Genomic DNA, 20,714 nt, shown 5'->3' with positions numbered 1-20,714 from the left:
CTGAACACCGGGGGCGTCATGAGCTAGCTTGCCAGCCCGAGGCGAAGATCGGCCGGGGTAGGGGTGTGACCGACCTGGTCGCTGAGGGTTCTCCATTCTTGGCCGGCAAGCAGAGCCCCGAGGACGTCGCCCATGACCCCTCTGGTCGCTTCAAGCGCCCCGGTCGGTGTCGTGAAGACGCGAAGGCTGCGGTAACACTCATGGTCCGCGATCCTGACCGTTCCCACGAAGCCCCAGCCGTCCGAGGCGGGTGACTGGGCGATCGTGATGTGCAGCTCGTCGGTCGTGGGATCCATGGTCCCGTCCCATCCGGCGGTCTGACAGCGCCGTACCCGTCCCGAGCACAGCGCGTGCCGTAGGTCCCATGCCAGAAAGGGGGCCATCTCGGGTCCATCGCTTCCTGTGTACGCCCTCTCGCGAAGGGTGTCCACGGTTGGGACGGGCACCGGCCCCTCCGGTCACGTCCTGTCAGGGAAGCCTGCGGCCGTCGCGCCTTGAACGTCGAGGCCACCGCGCTGTCGTTTCCCCCTCCCGCGCGAGCTGACGAGCATGTCGGCCGCCATGACCCATCGCTGCTTGACGGTCATGGTCTGCGTGTAGTCCGCGCACGTGGTCTTCGCGTAGGAGGTCGTCCAGGTCTGCTCGTACTTGTCGCTGCTGCTCGACGCCGCACCCCCCGAGCCGCACCCCCCAGCACGGCCACCGCCAAGACCACTATCCCCACTCTTGACCCCAAGGCCATGACACATCCCCTCCCCTTGGCGATGGCCCCGCGCACCGGGGCCTCGAGCCAAGTGCCCCCGGACCGACAGTCCTCGTCGGTGGATCGGCCCAACTTCCCCGGCCGGGCGATCTGGCTCATGGCCCTGGAGCGGAGGCGCTGACGAGCTCGGACTGGCCGGCCCCAAGCCCCCACGAGGAGGACGAGGGCGTTCTGTCGTTTTGGGACCATGGTCCCTCCACGGCCGACCGCACGCGGCGCAAGCCTGTGAAGCGCGAATGCCGGCTATAGCGCTGAGCGTGTCCGCCGCGCCTCCGCCACCACTCCCGTCCGGGGCGGGGGCACGCCCATGCGGGACCAGCGCCCCCGTGTCGCCGCACCGGCACATCCCCAGCCGGCGCGGCGACCACCCACAAGCCCCCCTTGGTCCGGGGCGCCCTTCCCCCGCGCAACCGAGCATCCTCCTCCTCGCGTCGTACCGCCATCCCCCATCTGGGCTACGGCGACGGCATCGACCACCGACGCTCGGGCCCGATGGACGACGTCACCACTAGCGCCACGCTGCTGGACGCTAGCGGTGCCGCCATCCCTTCTATGCCCACCGCGAGCGACGCCACACGCGGAGGACAGGCCGGGGTGCCCGCGTGTGGCGAACCCGTCGAGGGGGTACGGGCGCGAACTCAGCCCGCGCCGTTGGCTGACGCGTCACTCTGAGGCGTCGACTGCGTCTGCGCGTCAGGCTCGGCCGGTTGCGGGTCGGTGAGCCAGGGTGAGCCGGCCACGCAGGGGGCGTTGGTGGGGATGACGGCCGGCGGGGCGATTCGAGAAACTCGGCGAGGACTGATGGGATCACGCGTTAGCAAATCCGTAGCAACCAACCAAGGAGGAACGATGGAGAACAACAACGAGCCGCAGGCCGCTGACCTGCGGAAACACAAGTGGGGCAGGTCGGGCTTGAACCGACGACCGACGGATTATGAGTCCGCTGCTCTGACCGACTGAGCTACTGCCCCGCATCAGCCCGGCTCGCACCGCGCTGGGCGCCGGAAGCCTATCTCCCTCGGCTCAGCCTCCTCACAGCGTCGCCGGGACCTGACAGGTGTCCCACGGCAAGGCCTGTCCGCTGCCACAGCGCGGACCCCGACGGTGGAGCTCCACCACCTGAAGGAGAACCCCATGAAGATCCGTATCGTCCCTGTCGCCGCTGGTCTCGCCGCAGCCGCCGGCATCGCCATCACGGGCGCCTCCCTGGCCAGTGCCGCACCTGCGACCTCCACGGCAGCCGCGGCATACACCGCACCGCAGCAGGGCGGCGCTGCCGGCCACGTCCAAGCGCCCATGGGCAACGGCAACACCGACCCCAGCAAGCCGATGCGCAGCGACGAGAAGCTGCTCACCGGCGACGTCGCCGCCAAGGTCACGGCCGCCGCCAAGAAGAAGGAGCCCACGGCCACGATCCAGCGGGTCGAGACGGACTCCGACGGCGTGTACGAGGCGCACATGGTGCGCACCGACGGCACGCGGATCATCGTCCAGGTCGACAAGGGCTACGCCGTCACCAGCGTCCAGGTCATGGGGCAGGGCGCACCGGGCGGTCAGCGTCCGGGCAGCCAGACCGGGTCGCAGCAGAGCGGGCAGTCATCCACCCCCAGCGCGACCAGCTGACCCTCGGCCGGAGCGGGTCGGCCACCCCACGGTGGCCGACCCGCGCTCGGCGTGATCTGTGGGAGTGCTGGTGCCTGCGGTGCTCGTGGTGCACAATGGGCCCAGCACAGACAACTGAAGAGTCGCGGCACACACGCCGAGCACCCGTGAAGAGGTCGTTGGGGAAGACGTCCCTCACACACGAAGGAGGCCCGGATGTCTGTCGCGATGCCGCGTGTCATGACTCGCGGGGTGGTGTTCGTCCACTCCACCCCGGCTGCGCTGTGCCCGCACATCACGTGGGCGCTGGAGTCGGTCCTCGAGACCGGGGTCTCCATCGAGTGGACGCGTCAGCCTGCCGGTGCCTCACTGGTCCGCGCGGAGTTCCCGTGGAGCGGTGTCCAGGGCACCGGCGCCAAGCTCGCCTCGACCCTGCGCGGGTGGGACAACCTGCGCTACGAGATCACCGAGGAGCCCAGCCCGGGTGCCGACGGCTCGCGGTGGTCCCACACCCCCAGCCTCGGCATCCACCACACCTGGACGTCGGCAAGCGGTGACGCCGTCGTCAACGAGGACCGCCTGCGCGAGGTGCTGCGCCTGTCCCAGGGCTCCCCGGAGGCCATGGCCGAGATGCTCGACGAGCTGCTCGGCACCGACTGGGACGACGAGCTCGAGCCCTTCCGGTATGCCGGTGACGGGGCCCCCGTGCGCTGGCTCCACAAGGTGGGGTGAGACGCCGCCGACGCACCGCTGCCACCTGCACGTTTCCTGTCCTCGGGCCGTCTGGCGCTACCCTTCTGCGCTGATCCCTGATCCCAGGAGGACTGTGTGAGACCCCGTCAAGCGCTGACGAGCGCCGTGGCCGTGGTCGGTGGCGTCGCCCTGGCCTGGTGCGCCTGGCTGGTGCTGCGAGCCGACCTGACCACCGGGACCACCGTGGCGGCCGTCCTGCTCTGGTTGCTGAGCGCGGCCGCCGTCGCGACGTTGACGGCCTACGTGCGCGAGGTCGAGCGACACCACGGCCGAGGCTCGCGACGACGGACCTCGTTGACACCGCTCCCGAGCCTCATGCTGCTCTGGGTCGGTGGCCTGACCGCCCTGGCGGCCTTCCCGTTCATGCTGTCCGGTTCGAGTGCCGCGGGGGCCACCACCGCCGACCCCGAGACCCCACCACCCGGTGCGGTCGACACGCCCGCCGCCTCCACGAGCCAGCCGCGGACGTCGCCCACCAGCCCGTCGCGGGGCGCCACGAGGACGCCCTCGCCGGCAGCCACCGCGCCGGTCCAGAGGCCGACCGCCCCGCCCGCGCCGCGCGCCTCGACGGCCCGGCCGACCACGAGCACCCGCTCGGGGACGACCCCGACCTCCTCGACCACCTCCTCGACCCCCAGCCCCACGAGCACGACGACCACCGGTCCGGTCATCCGCCTGCCGCTCCCGACGCCGACCAAGACCAAGGGTCACTGACCGCTCGGGCCCGAGGTCACGCGAGCAGCAGGGTCGGGGAGCTGCGACGTGGGCCCACCCGCTGGCGAAGGACGGCGAGGCTCGCCGCGTCGAAGAGCTCGACGGGCAGGAACCAGTACCGGCCCGCCAGGCCCACCACGACCATGCCGTCGGCCTCCTCGATGGTCCGGATGAGGTCGTAGCTCACCTCGTGGGCGCAGTGGTGACCTCGGACGCGGAGGGTGCGACGTCCCACCACCACCCCCACGAGCTGGCCGGGTCCGAGGTCGCGAGCCACCTCCGAGCCCACGTGCAGGCGCACCATCGTCACGGCCACGAAGGGGCACAGTGCCGTGACGCAGGCCAGGACCGCGAGGGAGGACACCAGCGCCCCCCTGCCAAGACCCGGACCGGAGACCACCGCGAGGGCGGTCGGCAGCCACAGCAGGCCGACGGCGCCGCACACGGCCAACCAGGTGTGCGGCCGGCGAAGCACGTGCCGTCGTGCGGCCCGCAAGGCCCGTCGAGCCATCAGCTCGTCCACCACCACGACGGCCTCGCGCGGCTCGTCGTCGGCCTCGGCATTCCCCTGCATCCCCTAACCTCCTGCGTCCCGGAAAGGAGGCTACGGGCCCGCCCCCTGATACTCGGACGGACGGGCGGAAGGTCTGGCCGAACGGGCGAGGGTCAGACGCTGGTGAACAGGACGGCGACGTTGTGGCCGCCGAAGCCGAACGAGTTGTTCAGCGCTGCGATGTCACCCTCGGGCAGCTTGCGTGCCTCGCCGCGGACGACGTCGAGGTCGATCTGCGGGTCGAGGTCGTCCACGTTGATGGTGGCCGGGGCGATCCGGTGGTGCACGGCCAGGATCGTCAGCACGCCCTCGAGCGCACCGGCGGCACCGAGCAGGTGACCGGTCATCGACTTGGTGGCGCTCACCGGCATACCGTCCGCGTCACCGCCGAAGGCGCGGCGGATGGCGTTGGACTCGGCCACGTCACCGACCGGCGTGGAGGTGGCGTGCGCGTTGATGTGCACGACGTCCTTCGGCGTCAGGCCGGCGGACTCGACCGCCTCCCGCATCGCCCGCGAGGCTCCGGCACCCTCGGGCTCCGGCGCCGTGATGTGGTGGCTGTCGGACGACATGCCGATCCCGGACAGCTCGGCGTAGATCGTGGCGCCGCGCGCCTTGGCCGACTCGTACTCCTCGAGCACGATCACGGCAGCGCCCTCACCGAGCACGAAGCCGTCGCGGGCGGTGTCGTAGGGGCGCGAGGCGTGCTGCGGGTCGTCGTTGCGGGTCGACAGCGCCTGCATGGCGGCGAACCCGGAGATGGGGAGGGGGTGGACCGCAGCCTCGGTGCCGCCGGCCACCGCGATGTCGGCGCGCCCGCTGCGGATCATCTCCGCGGCATACCCCATGGCCTCCAGGCCCGAGGCGCAGGCGGACACCGGCGTGTGCGCGCCGGCCCGGGCACCGAGGTCGAGGGAGACGGCGGCGGACGACGTGTTGGGCATGAGCATGGGCACGGAGAGCGGGAAGACCCGGCGGGGGCCCTTCTCGCGCAGGGTGTCCCAGGCGTCGAGCAGGGTCCAGACGCCGCCGATGCCCGTGCCGATGCAGGCGGCAAGGCGCTCGGGGTCGACCTCCGGTGCGCCGGCGTCCGCCCAGGCCTCACGGGCCGCGATGAGGGAGTACTGCGCGGAGGGGTCGTTGCGCCGCACCTCGACCTTCGTGAGGACGTCGAGGGGCTGGGTGTGGATGGTGGCCGCGAAGTGCACGGGCAGCTCGTAGGTCTGCACCCAGTCGAAGTCCATGGTCCGGGCGCCGGAGCGACCCGCGAGGATGGCGTCCCACGTCTCGGTGGCGGTGCCGCCGACCGGGGTGGTGGCTCCGACGCCGGTGACGACGACGCGTCGCTGTGCGGTCATGGCTGGGGGTGCTCCTTCGTGTGCGTGCGGTGCGGTGCGCGGCGGCGGCCCGCGCCGGGCCCGTGTCCTGGCACCAGTGTGCCGGGTGGCCGGGCGGGGCCGCCGCCGCCCGGGCTCAGCCCTGGTTCTTGGCGATGAACGACACGGCGTCGCCCACCGTCTTGAGGTTCTTGACCTCGTCGTCGGGGATGCGGACGCCGAACTTCTCCTCGGCGTTGACGACGATCGTCATCATCGACAGGGAGTCGATGTCGAGGTCGTCCGTGAAGGACTTCTCCGGCTGCACCGACTCGGTGTCGAGACCGGTCTCCTCGTTGACGATCTCGGCCAGACCCTCGAGGATCTCCTGCTCGCTCTGCGCCATTGGCTTGCGCTCCTTCGTGTGTGTCGCTTGCGTGTCGTGCATCGGTCGGTGGCCCGGTTTGCCCGCGGGCCGACGGGGGACTCAGGGCAGGACGACGACCTGCGCGGCGTACACGAGGCCGGCGCCGAAGCCGATCTGCAGCGCGAGACCACCGTGGGGCGCCTCTCCCTCGCGCAGCATCCGCTCGGTGGCGAGCGGGATGGACGCCGCGGAGGTGTTGGCGGTCTGGGCGATGTCGCGTGCCACCGGGATGTCCTCGGGCAGCTTGAGCTGCTTGATCATCGCGTCGATGATGCGCATGTTCGCCTGGTGGGGGATGAACGCGTCGAGGTCCTCGGCGCGGACGCCCGCGGCGTCGAGGGCCTTCTGCGCGACCGGTGCCATGCCCCAGACGGCCCAGCGGAAGACGGACTGGCCCGCCATGCCGATGGCGGGGGAGCCGACGCCGCCGTTCTGCTTGAGCTCGACCCAGGAGTCGCGCTGGCTGATGGTGCGCCACTGCGAGCCGTCCGAGCCCCAGACCGTCGGCCCGATGGCCGGCGTGTCCGACGGACCCACGATCGCGGCGCCGGCGCCGTCGCCGAAGATGAAGGCGCTGCCGCGGTCGCGCGGGTCGGTGAAGTCGGACAGCTTCTCCACCCCGACGACCAGCACGTGCTGGGCCGACCCTCCGCGCACCATGTCACTGGCCAGGCTGATGCCGTGGCAGTAGCCGGCGCACGCGGCACTGATGTCGAAGGCGGCGCCGCGGATCCCGAGCCGGTCGGCCAGGATCGGTGCGGCCGCGGGGGTCTGGTACGGGTGCGTGACGGTCGCGACGATGACCGCGTCGACCTGGGCCGCCTCCAGCCCTGCGGCGGTGAGGGCCTCGCGGGTGGCGGCCTCCGACATGTCGACCACCGACTCCTCGGGCGCGGCGAACCGGCGCTCGATGATGCCGGAGCGCTCGCGGATCCACTCGTCGGAGGAGTCGATCAGGTCGACGATCTCGGAGTTGGGGACCACGCGCTCGGGTCGGTAGCCGCCGACGCCCAGCATGCGGGCGTAGCGGGCGCCCTCCGGCGCGGTGATCGTGCCGGTGAGCTTGGGGGCTGGAGTCGTCATGTCAGGCTTCCTGCGCATCGGTGGGGGAGGTCGGTGCGCCGGCGGGGTCTCCGCCGTGTTCGCGGACGAGGGTGCGGGCGGCCTCGAGGTCGTCGGGGCCCTTCACCCCCAGTGTGGCCACCCCGGGCATGCCGCGCTTGGCGAGACCGACGAGCGTGCCGGCCGGGGGGAGCTCGAGGACGGCCGTGACGCCGAGGTCGACGAGGCCCTGCATGCAGCGGTCCCAACGGACCGGGTTGCTGACCTGCGCGACCAGCCGGGCGAGGGCGTCGGCGCCGCCGGCCACCGGGGCGCCGTCGGCGTTGGACAGCAGCGTGACCCCGGGGTCGCTCACGGCGAAGTCGGCGCTGAGCTCGCGCAGGGCGTCCACGGCCGGTGACATGTGGGAGGTGTGGAAGGCGCCGGCGACCTGCAGCGGGATGACGCGCGCCTTGGCGGGCGGGTCGGCGGCCAGGGCCTGCAGTTGCTCCAGCGTGCCCGCGGCCACGGTCTGGCCCGCGCCGTTGGCGTTGGCCGGGGTGAGGCCGTGGCGCTCGAGCACGGCGAGCACCTCCTCGGGGTCGCCGCCGAGCACGGCGCTCATGCCGGTCGGGGTGACGGCGGAGGCTGCTGCCATGCCGGCGCCGCGCTCGCGGACGAAGGTCATGGCGTCGTGGTCGTCGAGCACTCCGGCGAAGGCAGCGGCGGTGATCTCGCCCACCGAGTGGCCGGCGACCGCGCCGACCCCGGCAGCGGCCGGTCCGTTCGGGAAGAGCACGCTGGCCGCGGCCAGGCCCGCCGCGACGATGAGCGGCTGGGCGACGGCGGTGTCCTTGATCGTCTCCGCGTCGGAGGTCGTCCCGTGCGCCACGAGGTCGAGCCCGGCCACGTCGGAGAGCGCCTCGAGCCGGGAGCGGAACTCCGGCAGCTCGAGCCAAGGGGCGAGGAAACCGGGCGTCTGGGAGCCCTGTCCGGGGCAGAGGATCGCGAGCACGGACCCCAGCCTTCCGAGTCCGGGCCGCCGCAGGCGTGACCGTTCGCGACGAACTTGGTGGGCCGGGTTTGGAGGAAACCTCCAAACCGCGCACGCGCGGTCAGGCCGGTGTGGTCCGTCTCACAACCGGCGACGGCCGGCTCAGCCGGCCCAGGGCCAGCGCGATCCGCACGGTGTGGGCGTCGTGCGGCTCGGTGAGCTGGTAGCCGGTCAGGTCGGCGATCCGCCCGAGCCGGTAGCGCACGGTGTTCGGGTGCACGAACAGCACCCGCGCCGTCCCCTCCAGGCCGCCGCCCGACTCGAGGTAGACGGAGGCGGTCTCGAGCAGCGTCCCGCCGGAATGGGTCGTGAGCGGGTTCCAGATCCGGTCCAGCAGCAGGGCGCGGGCGGGGGCGTCGCCGACCAGGACGCGCTCCGCCAGGAGGTCGTCGGCCGCCACCGGTCGTGGCGCCTCCGGCCACGCCTGCGCGCAGCTCTGGCCGGCCAGGGCAGCCCGGGCCGACCGGCCGGCGGCGAACAGGTGCGGCACGGTGGGGCCCACCACGAGCGGCCCGTCGCCGAAGTGGTCGCCCACCTCACGAGCCGCCGCCAGGGGGTCCTCGACGTTGCCGAAGATGCACACGAGCCGGCGCCCCTGCACGGCGGCCAGGGTGTCCACCCCGACCCGCTCGGCGGCCCGGCGCAGGCCGTCCACGACGCCGGCAGGGCTGCCCGGCGGCGTGCTGCCCGCGACCACGGCCACCCGGGTCGTCGAGCCCCAGCCGAGGGCCGCCGCCCGCGACTGCATCGAGTCGTCGGCCTCGCCGCGCAGCACCGCGTCGACGACCAGGCCCTCGAGCCGGGCGTCCCACGCGCCTCGTTCCTCCGCGGCGTGCGCGTACACCTCCGCCGCGGCGAACGCGATCTCCCGGGAGTACCGCAGGACGGCCTCGCGCAGGGCCTGCTCCTGTCCCGGCTCGGCGAGGGCGGTGGCGTCCTGCTCGACCACGTCGACGACGGAGCGCACGAGATCGAGGGTGTGGCGCAGGGTGATCGAGCGGGTGAGCTCGCGGGGCGCCGTGCCGAACACGTCGGCCGTCACCGGCGCCTGGTCGCCTCCGTGGCGCAGCCAGGCGATGAACGCGGCGATGCCCGCCTGGGCCACCAGCCCCACCCAGGACCGGTCCTCGGCCGACAGCGCGCGGTACCAGTCGTGCGCGGCCTCCATCCGCCGCGTGGCGGCGCTCGAGAGCTCGCCGGCGGAGCGCTCCACCCGCAGCACGGTGTCCGACGAGAAGCCCAGGTCCGCAGGCGGCATACCGGGAGTCTATTTGTATGCCGTCCACAAGCCTCGGGGGCGGCCACGATGCCGGGCGCGGGCGCCGACGGGTCCAGGACCGACGGTCGGCTCGTCCCTTCGGCGCGAGCTGGGCGAAAAGGGCCAAACCTCCCGGGTCACCGGCCGAGCGTGCCGTAGAGTCCAGCGCCGTGGTGGAACGGTGGCGCCGAGCGGCCCGCAGAGTCGTGACGGCCGTCCCGGTCGTGGGAGCTGCGGTCGCGCTGGCCCTGGTGCTGCCGGGCGCAGCCCCGGCCACGGCCACCCCGCTCGACCCCTCGCGGGTCCCGTCGTTGGTGCCCACGGCCATGGTCATCGCCCACCGGGGTGCCTCCGGGTACCGGCCGGAACACACGCTCGAGGCCTACCGCGTGGCCGTCGCCCGGGGCGCCGACGCGATCGAGCCCGACCTGGCCTCGACGCGCGACCACGTCCTCGTCGACGTCCACGACGTCGAGCTCTCCACGGTCACCGACGTGGCGCAGCACCCGGAGCTCGCCGACCTGAAGACGACCAAGCAGGTCAGCGGCATCACCCAGACCGGCTGGTTCGTCGACGACCTCACCCTGGCGCAGCTGAGGACCTTGCGGGTGCACGAGCGCATGCCTGCGATCCGCCCGGCCAACACGGCGTGGGACGGGCAGTTCCCCGTGCCCACCTTCGACGAGGTACTGGCCCTGCGTGCCGAGCTGAGCCGGTCGACGGGACGACAGGTGGCCGTCTACCCGGAGGTCAAGAACCCCACCTACTTCCGCTCCGAGGGCCTGCCGATCGAGGAACCGATGCTCGCCGCGCTCCGGGGTGCCGGGCTCGACTCGCCCTCGGCCCCGGTGCTGGTCCAGTCCTTCGAACCGACGTCCCTGCAGCACCTGCGCACCGACCTCGGGGCGCGGATGCGGCTGGTCCAGCTAATGGGTGGCGGCCGCCCGTACGACTTCACCGTCTCGGGTGACCCCCGCACCTTCGCCGACCTCATGACGTCGACCGGGTTGGCCTGGGTGGCGCGGTACGCCTGGGCGGTCGGCCCCGACGTCTCCCTGGTGCTGCCGCGCCGCCCGGACGGCCGGCTCGCCACGCCGACCGCGCTCGTGCGCCGGGCCCACGCGGCCGGCCTGCGGGTCCACGTCTACACCCTGCGCGCGGAGAACGTCTTCCTGCCGGTGGACTACCGCATCGGCACCGACCCGGCGGCCCGGGGCCGTGCGGTCGACTTCGACCGGGCGGTCCTGGGCGCCGGGGTCGACGGCCTGTTCTGCGACCAGCCGGACGTCTGCCTCGCGGCTCGCGCCCGGCACCGGGTCACCCTCCTGCGGACCTGGCACAAGCCCCGGAGCTGACCGGGACGCCGGCCCAGCGCTCAGACGTGGTCGCGCCAGGTGTGCCGAGGCTCGTACCCGAGCACCCGGCGCGCCTTGTCGATGCACAGCAGGGTCTCGTGCTCGCCGAGCTCCCGTCGCACCTCCACGTCGGGGTAGACCTCGGCCATCAGCGAGGCGCTCGAGCGGCTCATCACCGTGTCCGCGTTGGCGATGACGAAGACGTCCGCACCCGGCGCCTCGTGCGCGAGTCCGCGCTCGACCGCCTGCGCCCCGTCGCGGGCGTCGATGTAGCCCCACAGGTTCCAGCGGCGCGCCTGCGGGTCGGCGTCGAACGACGGGAACCGGGCGTAGTCCTCGACCGCCATCACGTTGGAGAAGCGCAGCCCGACCGCCACGAGCTCGGGGTCCCAGCGGCAGAAGTGGCGGGCCATCTCCTCCTCGAGCACCTTGTTCAGGGAGTACGTGGACTCGGGCCGTGGGGCGTACTCCTCGTCGACCGGTGCGTAGGGCGGCGGCGTGTCGAACGGCAACCCGAGGACGGTCTCGCTCGAGGCCCAGACGACCCTGCGGATGCCCAGCGCCCGCGCGGCGGCGAAGACGTTGTAGGTGGCGGCGGAGTTGTTCGCGAACGTCACCGCGTTGGAGTGCAGTCCCGGCTGGGGGATCGCCGCGAGGTGCACCACCGCGTCCACCGGCCCGTCGTGCTCGTCCACGCTGCCTGACAGCGCCTCGACGACCTGCCCGTAGTCGGTGAGGTCGACCAGCATGAACTCACCCTCGACCTGCCGCGGGTCCGGACCCCCTGCCCGGTCGACCGCGAGCACAGCAAGGCCGAGCTCGCGCAGGTGGGCGACGACGGCGCGGCCGAGCTTGCCGGTGGCGCCGGTGACGACGACGCGGTGGGGGAGGGAGGGGCTGGCGGAGGGTGGCATGCCCCCATCCTTCACGGCCGGGTCTCGTCCCGCACCCGGCAACCACGGAGCCTCAGCTGCGTGGCCGGACGTCCGGGCGCCGCGCCGGCCGGACCCGAACCGACCCCACGCACGGGTATGCCGCCCGCTCGAGGTGAGGGGGCGGCATACCGGTGGTTCGCCTGCGGTCCGGGCGCGTCAGGCGTCGCCGCCCGCCGTGCCCGAGGTGCCAGCTGTCACGTCGAGCAGTCGGTAGCGCTGCGCCGCCTCGCGAGCGGTGCTCGCGTCGACCTCGCCGCGCTGGACCAGCATCTGCAGCGCCCGCACCGCGACCGAGGGGCCGTCGATGTGGAAGAAGCGGCGCGCCGCCGGCCGGGTGTCGGAGAAGCCGAACCCGTCGGCGCCGAGCGAGGCGTAGTCACCCGGCACCCACTGGGCGATCTGGTCCTGCACCTGGCGCATGTAGTCGCTCACGGCCACCACGGGGCCGGGCCGGTCCCGCAGCTTCTCGGTGACGTACGGCGTCCGCGCCTCACCGTCCGGGTGCAGGAACCGCTGCTCGTCGCAGGCCATGGCGTCACGACGCAGCTCGCTCCACGACGTCACCGACCACACGTCGGCCACCACGCCCCAGTCGTTGCGCAGCAGCTCCTGGGCCTCCAGCGCCCACGGCACGCCGACACCGGACGCGAGGAGCTGCACCCGGGGGGCGTCCTCCGGCAGGCCGTCGGGGATGCCCGGCGCGAAGAGGTGCATGCCGCGCAGGATGCCCTCGTGGTCGACGTTCTCCGGCTCGGCCGGCTGGCTCATCGGCTCGTTGTAGACGGTGAGGTAGTAGATGACGTTCTCGGGGTCGTCGCCGTACATCCGGCGCAGGCCGTCCTCGACGATGTGGCCGATCTCGAACCCGAACGCCGGGTCGTAGGAGACGACGGCCGGGTTGGTCGCGGCGAGCAGCGGGCTGTGGCCGTCGGCGTGCTGCAGGCCCTCACCGGTCAGGGTGGTGCGGCCCGCAGTGGCTCCGATGAGGAAGCCCCGGGTCATCTGGTCGGCGGCCGCCCAGATGGAGTCACCCGTGCGCTGGAAGCCGAACATCGAGTAGAAGACGTAGATCGGCACCATGGGGATGCCGTGGGTCGCGTAGGACGTGCCGGCCGCGGTGAACGCCGCGACCGAGCCGGCCTCGTTGATGCCGAGGTGCAGGATCTGGCCCTGCGCCGACTCCTTGTAGGAGAGCATCAGCTCGGCGTCGACCGAGGTGTAGTTCTGCCCGTGCGGGTTGTAGATCTTGATCGTCGGGAAGAACGCGTCCATGCCGAACGTGCGCGCCTCGTCCGGGATGATCGGCACCACGTGCTTGCCGAACTCCTTGTCGCGCATGAGCTCCTTGAGCAGCCGGACGAACGCCATGGTCGTCGCGATCTGCTGCTTGCCCGTGCCCTTCTTCACCACGTCGTAGGCGGAGTGGTCGGGCAGCTTGAGCGGCTCGTGCTCCACGCGACGGGCGGGCAGCGGGCCGCCGAGCTTCTCGCGGCGCTCGCGCAGGTACTTGATGCTCGGGTCGTCCGGGCCCGGGTGGAAGTACGGGGGCGCGTACGGGTCCTTCTCGAGCACCTCGTCGGAGATCGGCAGCTTGAGGCTGTCGCGCAGGCCCTTGAGGTCGTCGAGGGTCAGCTTCTTCATCTGGTGCGTGGCGTTGCGGCCGGCGAAGTGCGAGCCCAGGCCGTAGCCCTTGATCGTCTTGGCGAGGATCACGGTCGGCTGGCCGTTGTGGTTCATCGCCGCCTGGTAGGCCGCGAAGACCTTGCGGTAGTCGTGGCCGCCGCGCTTGAGCTTCCACCAGACGTCCTCGTCGGACCAGTCCTTGACCATCTCGCGGGTGCGCGGGTCACGGCCGAAGAAGTTCTCGCGGACGTACTTGCCGTCGTTGGCGCGGAAGGTCTGGTAGTCGCCGTCGCTCGTGGTGTTCATCAGGTGCACGAGGGCGCCGTCGCGGTCGGCCGCGAGCAGCGGGTCCCAGCCACGGCCCCAGACGACCTTGATGACGTTCCAGCCGGCGCCGCGGAAGAACGCCTCGAGCTCCTGGATGATCTTGCCGTTGCCGCGCACCGGACCGTCGAGCCGCTGCAGGTTGCAGTTGATGACGAAGGTGAGGTTGTCGAGCTCCTCCTGGGCGGCGAGCTGCAGCAGGCCGCGCGACTCCGGCTCGTCCATCTCGCCGTCGCCGAGGAACGCCCAGACGTGCTGCTGGCTGGTGTCCTTGAGGCCGCGGTTGTGCAGGTACTTGTTGAACTGCGCCTGGTAGATCGCGTTCATCGGGCCGATGCCCATCGACACCGTCGGGAACTGCCAGAAGTCCGGCATGAGCCGCGGGTGTGGGTAGGACGGCAGCGCGAGCGGCTGGCCGGCCACGATGTGGCTCTTTTCCTGGCGGAAGCCGTCGAGCTGGTCCTCGGACAGGCGTCCCTCGAGGAACGCGCGGGCGTACATGCCGGGGGAGGCGTGGCCCTGGAAGAAGACCTGGTCGCCACCGCCCGGGTGGTCGGCGCCCCGCCAGAAGTGGTTGAAGCCCACCTCGTAGAGGGTCGCCGCCGAGGCGTAGGTGGAGATGTGGCCGCCGACGGAGATGTCGGGGCGCTGGGCGCGGTGCACCATGACGGCGGCGTTCCAGCGCAGGTAGGCGCGGTAGCGCCGCTCGACCTCCTCGTCACCGGGGAACCAGGGCTCCTGCTCCGGGGAGATCGTGTTGATGTAGTCGGTGGCGGTCAGCGACGGCACGCCGACCTGCTGCTCGCGGGCACGCTGGAGCAGCTTGAGCATCACGTACCGCGCTCGGTTGCGCCCACCGGCGTCGATGACGCCGTCGAGCGACTCGAGCCACTCCCGCGTCTCCTCGGGGTCGATGTCCGGGAGCTGGCTCGGGATGCCGTTGAGGATGGGTCCGGCTTCCTCGCGTGCGGCCACGGTCGTGAGTCCTTTCTCGCGCTGCGGCCGCGGGGGTGCGTGCGGCCCTGTGTCCATCTTCCACCCCCGGGAGGGGCGCGTCACAACCGGCCATGCCTACTGACCGGTATGCGGAGCGGGTGGCCGGCCGGCATCGTCCCCGGTCAGAGGCCCAGGCGGTGCGCGCCGGCGTACACCGTCATGCGGGGCGGGCGGGTGAAGCCCACGAGGGTCAGCCCGGACTCGGCGGCGAGCCGGACGGCCAGCGACGAGGGCGCCGAGACCGCGACGAGGGCGGGGATCCCCGCCATGACCGCCTTCTGCACGAGCTCGAAGCTGGCCCGGCCGCTCACGACCAGGACGTGGCCGCCCAACGGCAGCAGTCCTGCGCGACCGGCCCAGCCCACGACCTTGTCCACCGCGTTGTGCCGCCCGACGTCCTCGCGGACCACGAGCGGGTCGCCCTCGGCGGTGAAGACGCCCGCGGCGTGCAGCCCACCGGTGCGGTCGAAGACCTTCTGCTGCTCGCGCAGCCGGTCGGGCAGGCTCGCCACGACGTCGGGCGCCAGGCGCACGGGATCGGCGGCCACGGCATACGGGCTCGTGGCGGTGATGGCGTCGACGCTCGTCTTGCCGCACACCCCGCAGGCGCTCGACTGGTAGCCGGACCGCGCGGCCCGGTCGAGGTCGGGGACGACACCGGCGGCGAGGGTGACGTCGACGACGTTGTACGTGGGGGAGCCGGTCTCGTCCTCGTCGAGGCAGTGCATGAGCTGGGCGACGTCGACCGCCTCCGCGACGACGCCCTCGGTGAGCAGGTTGCCCAGCGTCAGGTCGAAGTCGTCGCCGGGGGTCCGCATGGTGACGGTGACCGGGCGCCCGGCGACCCGGATCTCCAGCGGCTCCTCCACGGCGAGGGTGTCGGGACGGGACGTCCTGCGCACCGAGCCGTCCTCGAGGACCTCCACGCGCGTGCTCGGCGCCCGCTGCGTCACCCGTCCCATGACCCGACTGTATGCCGGGTGCGAGGGAGTGGCTGGGCTCGGCCCTCCGGGCGGATAGGTTGGGGGCGTGAGCGACGAGCCAGCCGCCCCGCGCCCGACGCCCCTCGCCGTCCGGCTCCACGACGACGGCGGCGTGCCGTGGCAGCCGGTCTCGGCACGCCTCGTGACGGCTCGCTCGGTGGTGCTGCTCGCCTGCGCGGCGGCGCCGCTGCTGGGCGCGGTCGTCCTCGCCGTCCTGATCACCCCGTGGGCGTGGGCCGCTGTGGCCGTCGTGGCCGTCCTCCTGGCCGCGGGACTGTGGGTCGTCCGCAGGCAGGTCCCCGCCATCAGCTGGGCCGAGGGACCGGAGGAGCTGGTGATCCGCAAGGGACGCCTCTTCCGCAGCCTGGTCAGCGTTCCGTACGGCCGGCTGCAGTTCGTCGACCTGCAGTCCGGGCCGCTCCTGCGCCGCCTGGGCCTCGCGACGATCGAGCTGCACACCGCCTCCCCGGCGAGCGGCGGGTCGATCCCGGGCCTGCCCCTCCCGCTGGCCGAGGGCCTGCGCGAGCGGCTGGCGGCCCGGGGTGAGTCGCAGCGGGCGGGCCTGTGACGCAGGCCGCCGCCGTGGACGACGAGGGCTGGCAGCACCTGCACCCGCTCTCACCGCTGCTGCGGGGAGGCATCGCGTCGGTGGCCGTGCTCGCGTACATCCTGTCCCAACAGCTCGACACGCTCTTCGGCGCCGACCCGGAGGACCCCACCGGCGGTCACCTGGGCTGGGCCGCCGTGGCCGTGCTGGTCGTGCTCGTGCTCATCGTGGTTGGGGCGTGGGTCTCGTGGCGGTTCTCGCGCTACCGCGTCGGTGCCACGCTGATCGAGCTGCGGACGGGCGTGCTCTTCCGCCAGCACCGCCAGGTCAGGTTCGACCGTATCCAGGCGGTCGACGTGGGACGACCGCTGCTGGCCCGGCTGCTCGGGCTGTCGGAGGTGGTCGTGCAGTCCGCCGGCGGGCGCGACGCCAACCTCAGGCTGGCCTTCCTCGGGGACCCGGCCGCCCAGGCGGTGCGCGAGCAGCTGATGGAGCTGGCTCGCCATGACGACGAGGTCGGCCCGCCGCCCCGGGAGGGCTTGCCCCCGGGTGCCGTTGCGGCGGAGTCGCCTCGTACCGGCGAGATGGCGCTGGTGGTGCCGGCGGCGCCGGTCACCGACGCGACCCGCGTGCTGGCCGTGCCGACCCTGCGGATCGTGCAGTCGATCCTCTACAGCGGTCCCGCGCTGACGTTCCTGCTCGCGGTCCCCGCCCTGCTCGTGTCGCTGGCCCTCGGTGCCGGCGGCATGGTGGCGTGGCTCGGACCCATGGCGCTGGGCGTGGGCGGCTCCCTGCTCAAGCGGCTCACCCACGAGGCGAACTTCGAGCTGCACCACCAGGGCGACCGCCTGCGCATCCGACACGGCCTCACCGACCTGCGGACGACGACGGTGCCGCTGCACCGCGTGCAGGCGATCGAGCTGCGACAGGCGCTGCCGTGGCGGCTGACGGGGTGGTGGCGGATCCGGGTCAACGTCGCCGGGGTCGGTGGGAGCCGGGACGAGGACACCGAGACCGTCGTCCTGCCCGTCGGGAGCCGCTCGGAGGCCCTCCGCGTCCTCGAGCTGCTGCGACCCGGCATACCGGCCGGGGTGACGCTCGCGGCGATGGAGGGCAGCGGACCCACGGACGGCTTCGTCACCGCCAGCCGGCGTGCGGCGCGCCTCGACCCGCTCGGCTGGCGCCGGCGGGGGTATGCCGCCCTGCCGGACTGCGTGGTGATCCGCAGGGGCCTGCTCTACCGGTCGGCCCAGGTCGTGCCGCACGCGCGGATCCAGTCCCTGCGGGCGACCCAGGGTCCGCTGCAACGCCACCAGGGCGTCGCGACCGTCGCCCTGGTCTCGACCCCGGGGCCGGTGAGCCCGGTCGTCGAGCACCTGGACGTCGAGGACGCGCACCGCCTGCTCGACGAGCAGGTCGCGCGGTCCAGCGCTGCCCGCAGGCTCGCTGCCACCCGGTGAGGTTCCTGCGGCGGGACGTGCAGAGCCCCCGGCGCCGCTCGGCACCGGGGGCTCTGCACGCTGACGTCAGCAGGTCCGCTGGGCGGCCCGCAGCCGCTCGATGGCGACGTAGGCCACGAGGCCGACGACCAGGCCCGCGACGTCGTCCCGGTCCGAGCCCGGGACGACCGGTGCGTCCGCTCCCGGTGCGCCGGGAGGTGTCCGACGGGCGAGAACCTCCAGGTCGCACGGACCAATTACCCCGAGGTCGGTTGCGCAACGGGTCCCGGCGCGGTGGACTGTCCCGCAACCGGTCCGCAGAGGGGATGGAGAAGGGTGTGAGCACGCCAGCGCGTCCGGCGCAGCAGCCGTCGGTGAGCCGTCTGGGCATCACCGCTGGACAGGTCGTCCAGGAGTTCGGCTACGACGCCGACGTCGACGACGACCTCCGGTTCGCGATCGAGGACCTCACGGGCACCGAGCTCGAGGACGAGGACTACGGCGACGTGGCGGATGCCGTGCTCATCTGGTGGCGCCAGGACGACGGCGACCTCGTCGACGCCGTCGTGGACGGGCTGACCAACCTCGCCGAGGGCGGCTCCATCATCGTGCTCACCCCGAAGGCCGGTCGTCCCGGTCACGTGGACGCCAGCGACCTCGAGGAGGCCGCCACCACGGCCGGGCTGCACACGTCCGGTGCCGTCAACGCCTGCGACGACTGGACCGCCACCCGGCTCGTCGCCCCCAAGTCGGTGCGTCGCTGACTCCGCTGGCAGAATTCCTGCCATGACCGCACCCCTCGCCGTCGGCGCGACCGCCCCCGACTTCACCCTCAAGGACCAGAACGGCCAGGACGTCACCCTCTCGGAGTTCCGGGGCCACAAGAACGTCGTCGTGGTCTTCTACCCGTTCGCGTTCTCCGGCATCTGCACCGGCGAGCTCTGCGAGATCCGTGACAACCTCGGGGCCTTCGTCGGCGACGACGTGCAGGTGCTGGCCGTCTCGTGCGACCACATGTTCAGCCAGCGCGCCTGGGCCGACAAGGAGGGGTACTTCTTCCCCCTGCTGTCGGACTACTGGCCGCACGGGGCCGTCGCCGAGTCCTTCGGGGTCCTCAACGAGCAGGCGGGCGCAGCGGTGCGCGGCACCTTCCTCGTCGACCGCGAGGGCGTCATTCGCTGGTCGCTCGTCAACGGGATCGGCGAGGCGCGGGACTTCTCGGGCTACCACGCGGCGCTGGCCGACCTGCGCCAGCCGTAGGGCGCCCGCGCCGCCCTGCAGGCGCAGGCCGAGGACGGCCATACGCGCTGCTAGCCTCACGGCTGACCCGCCCCGGCGGGTCAGGGGCCTGTAGCTCAGCTGGCAGAGCGCCACGTTTACACCGTGGATGTCGTCGGTTCGACCCCGGCCGGGCCCACGTGCAGCTCACCCTCGCCGACGTCGTCGGTGCCCTCGACGGCCTCTACCCGCCACGGACCGCGCAGTCCTGGGACCGGGTCGGCCTCGTCGCCGGTGACCCGGCCCAGCCCGTCGGCCGGGTCCACTTCGCCGTCGACCCGACGATGGCCGTGATCGAGGAGGCGCGCGCCCTCGGCGCCGACCTGCTGGTGACCCACCACCCGCTGCTGCTCCGGGGCGTGCACAGCGTGGCCACCACGAGCGCGAAGGGCGCGAGTGTCACCGCCCTGGTGGTGCACGACATCGCCCTCTACGTCGCCCACACCAACGCCGACGTGGCCGAACCCGGGGTCAACGACGCACTGGCACGTGCCTGCGGCCTGACCGAGGTCGAGCCGCTGACCGTCGTCGAGGGCCAGGGCCTCGGCCGCGTGGGGGTCCTCGCCGAGCCGACGTCGCTGGCCCGGTTCGCGGAGCGCCTGCACGCCGCCCTGCCCCGGGCCGCCGGCGGCCTGCGGGTGGCCGGACCGCCGGACGCCACCGTCCACCGGGTCGCCGTCATGGGGGGCGCCGGGGACGACCTGTTCGACGCCGTGCGCGCCTCGGGGGCCGACGTGTACGTCACCGCCGACCTGCGCCACCACCCCGCCCTGGAGGCCAGGGAGGAGGCCCGCGGCGGGACGCCGTACCTCCTCGACGCGGGTCACTGGGCGACCGAGTCCCTGTGGCTCGCCGGCGCCGCCGAGCGCCTCGTGGCGGCCCTTGCCGACGCCGGGTGGGCGCCATCTACAGTGGACACCCACATCTCCACCCTGCGCACCGACCCGTGGGACTTCACCGTCGGCGCCACCCCCGCGCCCGGCGCACCACCCGACCCCGGAGGCACCTCCTGAACGCCGACCCGTCCCGCCAGTGGCGACTGCTCGACCTGCAGGCGATCGACACCCGAATCGACCAGATCGCCCACGCCCGCAAGACGCTTGCGCAGCTGGCGCGGGTCCGTGAGCTGGAGGAGAAGGCGGCTGGGCTGGAGTCCCTGCTCGTCCGCGCGCGCACCGAGCTCGGCGACATCCAGCGCGAGGTGGCCAAGGCGGAGGCCGACGTCCAGCTCGTCCGGGACCGGGCGGCCCGGGACCAGTCGCGACTGGACTCCGGCACCGGCTCGGCGAAGGACCTCACCGCGATCCAGCACGAGCTGCAGTCGCTGGCACGGCGCCAGTCCGAGCTCGAGGACGTCGAGCTCGAGGTCATGGAGCGCGCCGAGGAGGCCCAGTCGGCCGTGACCCAGCTGGAGGAGCAGCAGCGGCTCCTCGCCGGCGAGGTGGAGCAGGCCGTGGCCGACCGCGACGAGGCGCTCGCCGACCTCGACCGGCAGGAGCGAGAGGTGGCCGCGCCCCGTGCGGATGTCGTCGCCGGCGTGGGTGCCGACCTGGTGGCGCTCTACGACAAGATCCGGGTGCAGAGCGGCGGCCTCGCCGCTGCGCCGCTGCGCCAGCGCCGCTGCGGCGGCTGCCAGCTCGAGCTCAACAACGTCGACATGAACCGCATCAAGGCGGCTCCGGCGGACGAGGTCCTGCGGTGCGAGGAATGCCGGCGCATCCTCGTGCGCACCGCCGAGTCCGGCATCTGACGC

The 20,714-nt window shown here is 72.8% G+C and carries 19 protein-coding genes and 2 tRNA genes; 11 read left to right on the top strand and 10 right to left on the bottom strand.

The window, feature by feature from the left end; all coding sequences use genetic code 11:
• Positions 1-1,660 precede the first annotated feature (1,660 nt).
• Positions 1,661-1,734: transfer RNA gene (locus tag ACYVDO_RS15240), tRNA-Ile, on the bottom strand.
• Positions 1,735-1,897: 163 nt separating this feature from the next.
• Between ACYVDO_RS15240 and ACYVDO_RS15235 the strand changes: the two genes are divergently transcribed.
• The 3 genes from ACYVDO_RS15235 (at position 1,898) to ACYVDO_RS15225 (ending at position 3,832) form a co-directional block, all read left to right on the top strand.
• Positions 1,898-2,386, top strand: coding sequence for a hypothetical protein (locus ACYVDO_RS15235; protein ID WP_460937395.1), 489 nt, complete (start codon positions 1,898-1,900; stop codon positions 2,384-2,386).
• Positions 2,387-2,581: 195 nt separating this feature from the next.
• Positions 2,582-3,097 carry a DUF3145 domain-containing protein gene (locus ACYVDO_RS15230; protein ID WP_460937393.1) on the top strand — a complete coding sequence of 172 codons (516 nt, stop codon included), beginning with the start codon at positions 2,582-2,584 and terminating at the stop codon, positions 3,095-3,097.
• 96 nt (positions 3,098-3,193) lie between these two features.
• Complete coding sequence (locus ACYVDO_RS15225) at positions 3,194-3,832, top strand: hypothetical protein (RefSeq protein ID WP_460937391.1); 639 nt, start codon at positions 3,194-3,196, stop codon at positions 3,830-3,832.
• 16 nt (positions 3,833-3,848) lie between these two features.
• Here ACYVDO_RS15225 and ACYVDO_RS15220 read toward each other — a convergent pair whose 3' ends face one another.
• From ACYVDO_RS15220 to ACYVDO_RS15195, 6 genes are all read right to left on the bottom strand, one after another.
• On the bottom strand, positions 3,849-4,406 hold the full coding sequence (locus tag ACYVDO_RS15220) for a hypothetical protein (RefSeq protein ID WP_460937389.1): 558 nt from the start codon (positions 4,404-4,406) through the stop codon (positions 3,849-3,851).
• A gap of 92 nt (positions 4,407-4,498) precedes the next feature.
• Positions 4,499-5,743, bottom strand: coding sequence for a beta-ketoacyl-ACP synthase II (gene fabF, locus ACYVDO_RS15215; protein WP_460937387.1), 1,245 nt, complete (start codon positions 5,741-5,743; stop codon positions 4,499-4,501).
• A gap of 115 nt (positions 5,744-5,858) precedes the next feature.
• Positions 5,859-6,107 carry an acyl carrier protein gene (locus tag ACYVDO_RS15210; protein ID WP_310157933.1) on the bottom strand — a complete coding sequence of 83 codons (249 nt, stop codon included), beginning with the start codon at positions 6,105-6,107 and terminating at the stop codon, positions 5,859-5,861.
• A gap of 81 nt (positions 6,108-6,188) precedes the next feature.
• A complete protein-coding gene (locus ACYVDO_RS15205) occupies positions 6,189-7,211 on the bottom strand; it encodes a beta-ketoacyl-ACP synthase III (RefSeq protein WP_460937385.1) in 1,023 nt (340 codons plus the stop codon).
• Position 7,212: 1 nt separating this feature from the next.
• Positions 7,213-8,184: an ACP S-malonyltransferase gene (locus tag ACYVDO_RS15200; protein WP_460937383.1), complete on the bottom strand. Its 972-nt coding sequence runs from the start codon at positions 8,182-8,184 to the stop codon at positions 7,213-7,215.
• A gap of 100 nt (positions 8,185-8,284) precedes the next feature.
• A complete protein-coding gene (locus ACYVDO_RS15195; protein WP_460937381.1) occupies positions 8,285-9,481 on the bottom strand; it encodes a PucR family transcriptional regulator in 1,197 nt (398 codons plus the stop codon).
• Positions 9,482-9,651: 170 nt separating this feature from the next.
• Here ACYVDO_RS15195 and ACYVDO_RS15190 point away from each other — a divergent pair, with 170 nt between their 5' ends.
• Positions 9,652-10,836 carry a glycerophosphodiester phosphodiesterase family protein gene (locus ACYVDO_RS15190; protein ID WP_460937379.1) on the top strand — a complete coding sequence of 395 codons (1,185 nt, stop codon included), beginning with the start codon at positions 9,652-9,654 and terminating at the stop codon, positions 10,834-10,836.
• A 20-nt stretch (positions 10,837-10,856) separates the two neighbouring features.
• On the opposite strand, the gene ACYVDO_RS15185 is transcribed toward ACYVDO_RS15190, so the two are convergent.
• The 3 genes from ACYVDO_RS15185 to fdhD form a co-directional block, all read right to left on the bottom strand.
• The gene (locus ACYVDO_RS15185) at positions 10,857-11,750 is read right to left on the bottom strand and encodes an NAD-dependent epimerase/dehydratase family protein (RefSeq protein ID WP_460937377.1); all 894 of its coding nucleotides are present in this window, start codon (positions 11,748-11,750) and stop codon (positions 10,857-10,859) included.
• Positions 11,751-11,927: 177 nt separating this feature from the next.
• On the bottom strand, positions 11,928-14,693 hold the full coding sequence (gene aceE, locus ACYVDO_RS15180; protein WP_460937375.1) for a pyruvate dehydrogenase (acetyl-transferring), homodimeric type: 2,766 nt from the start codon (positions 14,691-14,693) through the stop codon (positions 11,928-11,930).
• 143 nt (positions 14,694-14,836) lie between these two features.
• Positions 14,837-15,676 (bottom strand): formate dehydrogenase accessory sulfurtransferase FdhD, encoded by an 840-nt coding sequence (fdhD, locus tag ACYVDO_RS15175; RefSeq protein WP_460937373.1) that lies wholly within the window; start codon positions 15,674-15,676, stop codon positions 14,837-14,839.
• A 67-nt stretch (positions 15,677-15,743) separates the two neighbouring features.
• Between fdhD and ACYVDO_RS15170 the strand changes: the two genes are divergently transcribed.
• From ACYVDO_RS15170 to ACYVDO_RS15140, 7 genes are all read left to right on the top strand, one after another.
• Positions 15,744-16,265, top strand: a complete 522-nt coding sequence (locus tag ACYVDO_RS15170) for a PH domain-containing protein (RefSeq protein ID WP_460937371.1) — start codon at positions 15,744-15,746, stop codon at positions 16,263-16,265.
• Positions 16,262-17,704: a PH domain-containing protein gene (locus ACYVDO_RS15165; RefSeq protein ID WP_460937369.1), complete on the top strand. Its 1,443-nt coding sequence runs from the start codon at positions 16,262-16,264 to the stop codon at positions 17,702-17,704. Before ACYVDO_RS15170 ends, ACYVDO_RS15165 begins: the two co-directional genes overlap by 4 nt.
• Positions 17,705-18,021: 317 nt before the next feature.
• Complete coding sequence (locus ACYVDO_RS15160) at positions 18,022-18,447, top strand: DUF3052 domain-containing protein (RefSeq protein ID WP_460937367.1); 426 nt, start codon at positions 18,022-18,024, stop codon at positions 18,445-18,447.
• A gap of 22 nt (positions 18,448-18,469) precedes the next feature.
• Positions 18,470-18,943, top strand: coding sequence for a peroxiredoxin (locus ACYVDO_RS15155; protein WP_460937365.1), 474 nt, complete (start codon positions 18,470-18,472; stop codon positions 18,941-18,943).
• Between the two features lie 84 nt (positions 18,944-19,027).
• A tRNA-Val gene (locus ACYVDO_RS15150) sits at positions 19,028-19,100 on the top strand.
• A gap of 1 nt (position 19,101) precedes the next feature.
• On the top strand, positions 19,102-19,974 hold the full coding sequence (locus ACYVDO_RS15145) for a Nif3-like dinuclear metal center hexameric protein (protein ID WP_460937363.1): 873 nt from the start codon (positions 19,102-19,104) through the stop codon (positions 19,972-19,974).
• On the top strand, positions 19,908-20,711 hold the full coding sequence (locus tag ACYVDO_RS15140) for a zinc ribbon domain-containing protein (RefSeq protein WP_460937361.1): 804 nt from the start codon (positions 19,908-19,910) through the stop codon (positions 20,709-20,711). Before ACYVDO_RS15145 ends, ACYVDO_RS15140 begins: the two co-directional genes overlap by 67 nt.
• The last annotated feature ends 3 nt before the right edge of the window (positions 20,712-20,714 follow it).

The organism is Phycicoccus ginsengisoli, from assembly GCF_054779295.1.
Note: the sequence above shows the minus strand (reverse complement) of the source record. Positions and strands in the feature narration are given on the sequence as shown.